6 protein-coding genes are annotated in these 7,392 nt (G+C 37.1%); 1 reads left to right on the top strand and 5 read right to left on the bottom strand.

Going from position 1 to position 7,392, the window contains the following annotated elements; translation table 11 throughout:
- Window positions 1-628: 628 nt before the first annotated feature.
- The 4 genes from AC2EXB_RS19165 to AC2EXB_RS19150 all read right to left on the bottom strand — a co-directional run bounded on the left by AC2EXB_RS19165 (window position 629) and on the right by AC2EXB_RS19150 (window position 4,315).
- Entirely contained in the window at window positions 629-829 is a 201-nt protein-coding gene (locus tag AC2EXB_RS19165; RefSeq protein ID WP_012881103.1) for a hypothetical protein, read from the bottom strand.
- Between the two features lie 625 nt (window positions 830-1,454).
- Window positions 1,455-2,624, bottom strand: a complete 1,170-nt coding sequence (locus AC2EXB_RS19160; protein ID WP_246808578.1) for a replication initiation protein — start codon at window positions 2,622-2,624, stop codon at window positions 1,455-1,457.
- Between the two features lie 601 nt (window positions 2,625-3,225).
- On the bottom strand, window positions 3,226-3,789 hold the full coding sequence (locus AC2EXB_RS19155; protein WP_483604810.1) for a tyrosine-type recombinase/integrase: 564 nt from the start codon (window positions 3,787-3,789) through the stop codon (window positions 3,226-3,228).
- A 340-nt stretch (window positions 3,790-4,129) separates the two neighbouring features.
- Window positions 4,130-4,315 (bottom strand): hypothetical protein, encoded by a 186-nt coding sequence (locus tag AC2EXB_RS19150; protein ID WP_246808576.1) that lies wholly within the window; start codon window positions 4,313-4,315, stop codon window positions 4,130-4,132.
- A gap of 483 nt (window positions 4,316-4,798) precedes the next feature.
- On the opposite strand from AC2EXB_RS19150, the gene AC2EXB_RS19145 reads away from it, so the two are divergent.
- Complete coding sequence (locus AC2EXB_RS19145) at window positions 4,799-6,589, top strand: DUF6119 family protein (protein WP_483604808.1); 1,791 nt, start codon at window positions 4,799-4,801, stop codon at window positions 6,587-6,589.
- A 242-nt stretch (window positions 6,590-6,831) separates the two neighbouring features.
- On the opposite strand, the gene AC2EXB_RS19140 is transcribed toward AC2EXB_RS19145, so the two are convergent.
- Window positions 6,832-7,392 (bottom strand): MerR family transcriptional regulator, encoded by a 561-nt coding sequence (locus AC2EXB_RS19140; protein ID WP_483604807.1) that lies wholly within the window; start codon window positions 7,390-7,392, stop codon window positions 6,832-6,834.

Genomic DNA, 7,392 nt, shown 5'->3' with positions numbered 1-7,392 from the left:
CGAACATTCGCCTCCTTTTTCTTTTTCTTCATGTTATAAGAGTCCGATCAATCCTGCATCTTCTTTTTCCGGAACAGGTTGCTAGAAAAACAAAAGAGAAGATGCTGCGGACCAGCACCTTCTCCAATTTTCTGTTAGAGGACTTCCGATAATTCCGGATATGTAAACTCATTTATATTTTGTTGAGTCATTTCCATTCCAATTGTATGATTATGGAAACGTCCAATTTCGTCAACTAATCATAAATTTAGACGTACAAAATGAGGAGAATAATTATGCAAAAAAGGCTCATACGAAAAATGCCTGTGTTGTTATTTGTGTTAGTGATCATACTAGGGTTCCTTTACATCAAAGATGTAATGTTTGAATCTCCAGAGACAGAAGAAGTTATTATTAAAGTATCTACTTCTCCAATAGAACCACTCGATTTCCTCCCAGCGAAAGAAAAGGAAGAGCTCCTGTAGATTTTCAATTGTCATACTGCATTCCGGAATTTTGCCCCTGGATTCTGTGGGCTTTTTTTGCAGCCACTGCTTGTTCAATGCTCCGCATTATTTACAGCTGGAAGCTGCCCACTATATACCTGATTTTTTAGGGTGTATAGATGGGCACTCCCGGATCTTTCTCATTAAGCAAATGGAATGAATGCAAAACTCCAAGTCAAAGAAGTAATAATATAAACAAATGAGATTGTCGCCCACACGGTATTCTTTTGGGTACTTATTTTCTCGTCGCCATTCGCTTTTTTAATAATTGAAATCAAATTCAAACAAAAAACAATAGCGAGAATTGGATTTAAAAAAAGTCCCATCACCACTAAATACTCCATAAAATTTCTCCTCTTCTTTTGATATAACAAATAATACCAATCCTTTACCTTTTAACCTACAACAAGTTAAAAAGAGAGAAAGAGCATAAGAGAAAACTGCTATCACTTTCGGTGCTAGCCCAGGCGGAGCCTGGGGTTTTCCTGATATCAACAAAACAAGTGAAATGCCTCCATGTGGAGGCCCCTAAAAACTGCAAGATGCCTCCATATGGAGGCATCTTTTTTTCGGCTGCAGGATTAAAAACTACAAAAAATTTTTAGAAAAAAAACGGTTTTCTTTTCCGGATCGGCTCGTCGGAAATCGAAATTTAACGAACTAGTTCACGAGAATTTTGCACTAAAAGAGTGGCACAGATCTGTGCCACTGACTCAAAAAAGGCGTCACAAACTTGTGCCAAAGCCCTTTTTTTGCTGTCACAAAACTGTGCCAAAACGCTTTTTTCGTGCTACCACCTCAACCCCAGGCCCTGCCTGGTCCCACACCTAAAGTGGGGGCACGTTTTCCTTATGCTCTTTCTCTGTTTTTCAGGGCATGTGCAGATTTTTGTGAATCGAAGATGCAATAAAAAAATCCCGGAACGCTCTTCTCGTTTTGAGAAAAAAGTGTCTGGGATTTTGTTGTTTTTTAAGATTCAGAGACATCCTTTTTAGCATTCTCTTCTTTTTTATTCGCCCATTTTTTCAGCATTTCTTCTTTCATTTTTTCAAGTTCCGGATCGGGTTCAGCCGGTTCGTACGGTTCATCTTTTGTTGCAAACCATTCCGGAAGTTTTTCTTCTCGGCCTGCCCATCGTTCTTTCACAGGTTGCAGATCGGCGAACGTAATTTTCCCGCCAGCTTCGGAAATTTCCCAAGCAGAAGTGATTTTGGATTTGATAAAGCCGAGAGGATTCTTCACGGTTTTTTCTTCATTGACGTACCGAATCAACAGTTCCAATTCTTTTTCTGTTTCGTCTTTCCAGATCAATGAAGCCCCTTGATGCAGCTGCGCAAAGAATGTGGCATCGAACTGATAACCATCGGCCAATTTGTTTAAGCGTGCGCGCAATTCATCTGTTTCGTTAAATTCTTTAGCCGGTACTGTCTCTTTTTCAAGACGTGGCACTTGGATTTCTTTTTCAGGAGTATGACGAATAATAAACTCGATTTTTTCTACACTTCGGCCTTTTTTTATTTCTTTAATACTAATAAATAGGTCGGTCTTTTCATTCACTTCTTCAATAGCTGGGTTCAAAACCCTGGCTTTTAAATTTGCATATCTTGGATATTTTTCACTTTCTACTCCAACTTTTTCTTTGAAATTTTCAATAGAGCAAGTCCAACTACCAAGATGCTGCCACTTTTTCATAAGTTCGTATAATCGAATTGAATATGAACTTTTTAGCGATAATATATTGCTAAGACGATATGAAGTAAAAGCATTTTTGAGTTGTAAAAGATAAGGTTTCAATTTGGGAGAAAAAGATAGAGCTATAATTCCTTCGCCTTTTTGGTACTCGGCGCTAGATACCCAATTAGCGAATAACCATCCTCCGTCCGCACGAGGAATTTCAATGCTTTTAGACATTAAATCTTTAGTAATCTCTTTGAGTTCTGTATATTTTGCACTCCCTTCTAGCCCCAGCATTTCACTAAATTCTTTTATAGAAATACGATAATCTTTAAAATCTTCGTCTGTTGGTTGGATCATGCTCACCATCGTTAAGACTATTTTTTGTTCTCTAACAGATAAAGGGTTAGTATGCCGAGCTTCAATTAAATCATTTCCTTGAGCTACTAAATAGTTCTCCTGCATATAAAATCTCCTTTTATAACTTTTTTAATAATTATGTTATCCTAAACCAAACTTTATATATCATTTCACTAAGTGTCAATTGAAATATAACTAATTTTTATAAAATGTTATATTTAAGACCGAAAGTGTTACCTTTGGGACCGAAAGTGTTACCTTTAAGAGACCGAAAGTGTTACCTTTGGGACCGAAAGTGTTACCTTTAGGACCGAAAGTGTTACCTTTGGGCCTCCAGAACCCTTAGTATGACTAGTTTTGTAGAGTCTCTAAATCACTTAAAACAAAGAACTTAATCAAAATATATTAAAACACCAACAATACGCGCACGCGCGCAAAAGAAATGGTGGTGGGGTGAAAATGGAATCAAAACTGTTACCTTTCAAAATCAAACCCCCAAAAACCCCAAAAAACAAATAATCTTTGCTCCTTATTTCATTCCTCGCGTTTAAAACGTACAGAACCCCTTTAAAAACGCTTTTTAGAAAAAAGACGAACTTAGGGAAGGTTATTTCTAAAAACAGCTTAGAGGCCCCTTAGAAGGCGTTTTTAGACGATGCAAAAAAGAGGAAAACCTCTGGATCTTTCCAAAGGTTTTCCTCTTTTTTTACAACCGAAAGGTTTTGAGATTGCTTTCGATCTGCTCGTCCGTGATGCCGATGTAGCGCAGCGTGATCTGCGGATGGGCATGGTTGAGGATGTTCTGCAGCTCGGCAATGTCCCGGAACTGCTTGTAATGCCAGTAGCCGAAGGTCTTCCGGAGCGTGTGCGTGCCGATGCCGTCCGGCATATCGACCATCTGAGCCGCCTTCTGAAGCTGTCTGTACGCCTGAACGCGTGTAATCGGTCCCTTTCCCTTCCGGCTGGGAAAAAGCCATTCAGCGCCTTCTAACGTGCGAATATAGGCATCCAGTTCCTCGTAAATATTGCCGAGGTGGATCGTCCGGCGTTTGCCGGTCTTGCCTTCCCGCAAGGAGACGACGTGCTTGCCCCGGATTTCGTCCGTTTGGATCTTTAACAAATCCCCCACGCGCAATCCGGAATTGATGCCGAGAAGAAACAGGATGTAATCCCGTTCCCCGCACCACTTTTTCAGGCTCCATTTCATGTCCTCGATCCGGTCCAGCGACCGGATCGGCTGCACGTCTTTGATTTCGTTCCGTTTCGTCATGAAAGTTCAGTCTCCTTTGTTTGCTGTTGGGAGGGCTTCCGCCCATTTCCGGAATTAGTACGACTAGGTTAGAGAGAGAGGGCAAGCTACGGGTTTGTCATGACAAACCCCCAAAACACCGTTTTGGTCTTGGCAGGATTCTCCTGCAACCTGGGCCCCCCCTTTTTCGGTCCTTTTCGCTGAAAATCAGCCGGGGGTGGGTGTCGCTGCGCTTGATTTTTGACTTGGCTGCTATCTTTGTTATTTCTAGAAAAAAACAGATGTAACGGACTACTTAAGGGAATCCATGAAAAAGAAAAAGAGCATCGCCAAGGAAAGACGAGCCCATTTTTAAAAATAATTATTGCGGTCGTTGGTTTTCTTTTAGTCTTCTGTTTTCTTCTTCCAGGGCTTGAATTCGTTTCTCATACTCCGTATTTTTTCCGGAACTGCTGGCACGTTTTGCCACAAAGAAAAGAATCACAATAATAACGATTGCTAAGAATGCCATGAGAAGTAAAAATGATAGTGCCATTAAATCTCCCATTAAATCCCTCCTTTTCTAGATACTAACTCATTTTCGAGGGAATAAACTAAAAAATCAGGATTTATTTCTTTTGCGAAAATCCATTGTTTTCTTTCTTTCAAAGTCAATAGAATCAATGATTTGAATGTATCTTTTTTTCTGGTAAATTAAGTTTCTCTGTTTTTTTGTGAGAAGTCAATAGAACCGGGAATGTGAATGTAACTTAATTACTAATAAGTTACATTCAGTTAAATAAAAAAAATACTTTAACAGTTAAATCTATCGTCGATAATTTCCATTTTTTTAGTTTTTGACTTCAGCTTGATGAGGACCTATATCAAAGATATAGGTCCTCATCAAGCTATAACCCCTTATAATAATTTTTAAATTCTTGATTTAACAGAGTTTTTTATACTTTTTTGTATTTAATTTGCTAGAAAAAAATAATAAGTTTAATAAACCTTGATATAATGACTTTTGAATGAAAGATAGGTGACTGAATAGATGACTAGAAAGAATTTAAATATATACTTATTGACTGGTAATTTTTCAGGTCTAAATAATTATTTAAGAGAAGAATTTCAAGATGAAAAATTCGTGAGTAAACATTTGATTAAAACTAGTGAGATGGGAAGCGAAGTCGAAACAGGTATTATTCGAGTTTTGAAAGAAACCCTAGATGATCCTCCAGAATGGGTTAACTACGTAAATGAAATGTCAAAGAAAAAAGCTATAAACATTCCAAAAAGAACATTTGTAAAATGCGCTATTCTCTTGAGAATCAGGACAGTAAATAATTTGAAAGTGTTTGCCCTTACTTTTGGTAATGGTGATTTATTATTAAAGCCGGAGTATATTGTTTCAGATTTTGGTTTAAAAATATCTAAGAGTTTATTAACTGTTGATGAGATTTCATCAATTGATAGCACCTCAATTGATAGAAAAATCTTTAATACCAAGAAGCAGTCTTCAACGGTTTTAATGGCCGAAAAGTTAAATGACTATGGAACTCATAGTATTGTTAAAAAAATATACGGATCCTTTAAGGGCCCAAATGATACTTTTACAAAATCCTTCTTTTTAGGAGGGAGTGGAGGCTTGCAGTTTAGAGGGGAATTGGATTTGCTTACAGAATTAGGTCCGATGCTTTCAAACTTTGGAAAAGTGTATGATGATTATTCAGAAGAGAGTAAGAGATTTACTCTTTCAGATAATCTGACTCCAGTTACTGCAAAGAACGAAAAAGCAGATTTGGATGAAATATTAGGACAGAAAATTCTAGATATCATTGATTTACCTAAATTTGATAAGAGAAGTACCTCGACATTTAAAATTTCTCCACAAGAAATCTTTGATATCGATGACTTTAATGGCTTCTTCATTACGGGTCTAGGATACAAAAGCTCAAAAACTCCTACAGCTTTCGAAATTGATGAAATTGATTATTTGGAGCGCTTTAATCGGCAATTAAAAGTTCAAAACAGAAATGTATCAGGTATTTTGACTAAATTGAAGACGGATGAAATTCTAAAAAAAAATGTTGAAAATACAAATCTTGAAAAAATTTGTTCAGTCTACAAAGCCATAAATTTTGAAACACAATACAAAGAAAATTATTACATTCTTATTTCTGGGAAATGGTATGAATTAAATAAGGATTTCTACAAGCAAATCAAAGAAGAGATAAATTCCATTCCTGCTCTCAATCCCACAAACAACTTAGAATTTATAAAGTTTGATAAGAATTTACATAAAAAAAATGGGAAGTTTAGTGAAGGGAAATACAACGAGGATTTAGCTGAAAAAGCTAATGTATTGATGCTTGATCGGAAAGATTACAGCATTGGATTAGAACAAAAAAGAGAGTATGGATTTAAAACAAATAGCAGCATAGAGCTGTGTGATCTTTTTCATTACACTTCCACCATGGTCCAATTCATACACGTGAAGAGACACACTGGTGGGGCATCTGGAACCAGTCATTTACTCTCTCAAGCTTTAGTATCAGCTCAAACTTTTAATAATGACAAAGATAAAGTAATAGAATTTATAAATGAGCAAATAGACGAATTTAATGGTTTATCTTCCACTTCTCCTTTTAGTCCATTCGAAGATCTTAGACAAAAGAAGCAAGTAGTCTTAGCAATTATTGATGAAAATTATAAGCCCAATACTAAAAACAGCAAGATGCTGTCCCTTTTGGAAATGATTTCATTACGAGAAAACATGTTGATTTTAAAAAGTTTAGGTTATGAATATTATTTAAATTTCGTTCCAAGTGATAAATTAAATTGATTTTCTTATATATAGATTACCATTTTTTACCTATCTCTCCACCGACGCTTCTTCCCTATATCAAAGATATAGGGAAGAAGCGTCGGTGGACGGTATTAATCTTTTTTTAAAACCCTTTTAATACGGAATTTTTAATCACTTTTTAAAATTTGGAACCAAAAAATAAATAAATTTTTAAAAAACCCTTGTAATAACAGTATTCTCAGATGAATTAGATAAGAAAAAAAGCAACTAGAAGGAATTCAAATAGGTTTATTTCGAATTCTTGCCCATAAACTTCGTGTATCTTTTTTAGGCATGGTTGTCTTAGTTTCCCTTTCTTCAGGTTGTGAGGACAATTCTGTGGCATCTAACTGGGATTCTCCCGATACTGGTGCAAGTAATTGCTTCTGCTGATCTTCCAACACATCAATTTTCCGCTGCATCTTCTCCAGCACTTCCACGAACATAATATCGCGTTCTTTTTGGCGCTCTTCTTGTTGCTGTAACTGGATTCTCAGCTGTTTGACTTCATCCAGCGTAGCAGCTGCTATGTCGTCGCTATCGCGCTCGCGTGGCGCTATGGAGACATTCTTTTTCAACGCCTTAGATGCCTCTATAACAGCCTCTTCAAGCGATTTTTTACCGCTATGTACTGCCGCTATGATACCTTCAATCGCTATGTACTCGCTATCTGTATAAAGTCGGGCGTTTTTATGGGTTCGTTGGAACTGGATGCCTTCTTGTTCCAGCAAAGCTGAATACTTCCGTAAAGTGGAGGGTTGGATTTTTAATTTCGCGCTTACTTCACTTGGAGTCAACAT

This window comes from Planococcus alkaliphilus (genome assembly GCF_057031095.1).
Note: the sequence above shows the minus strand (reverse complement) of the source record. Positions and strands in the feature narration are given on the sequence as shown.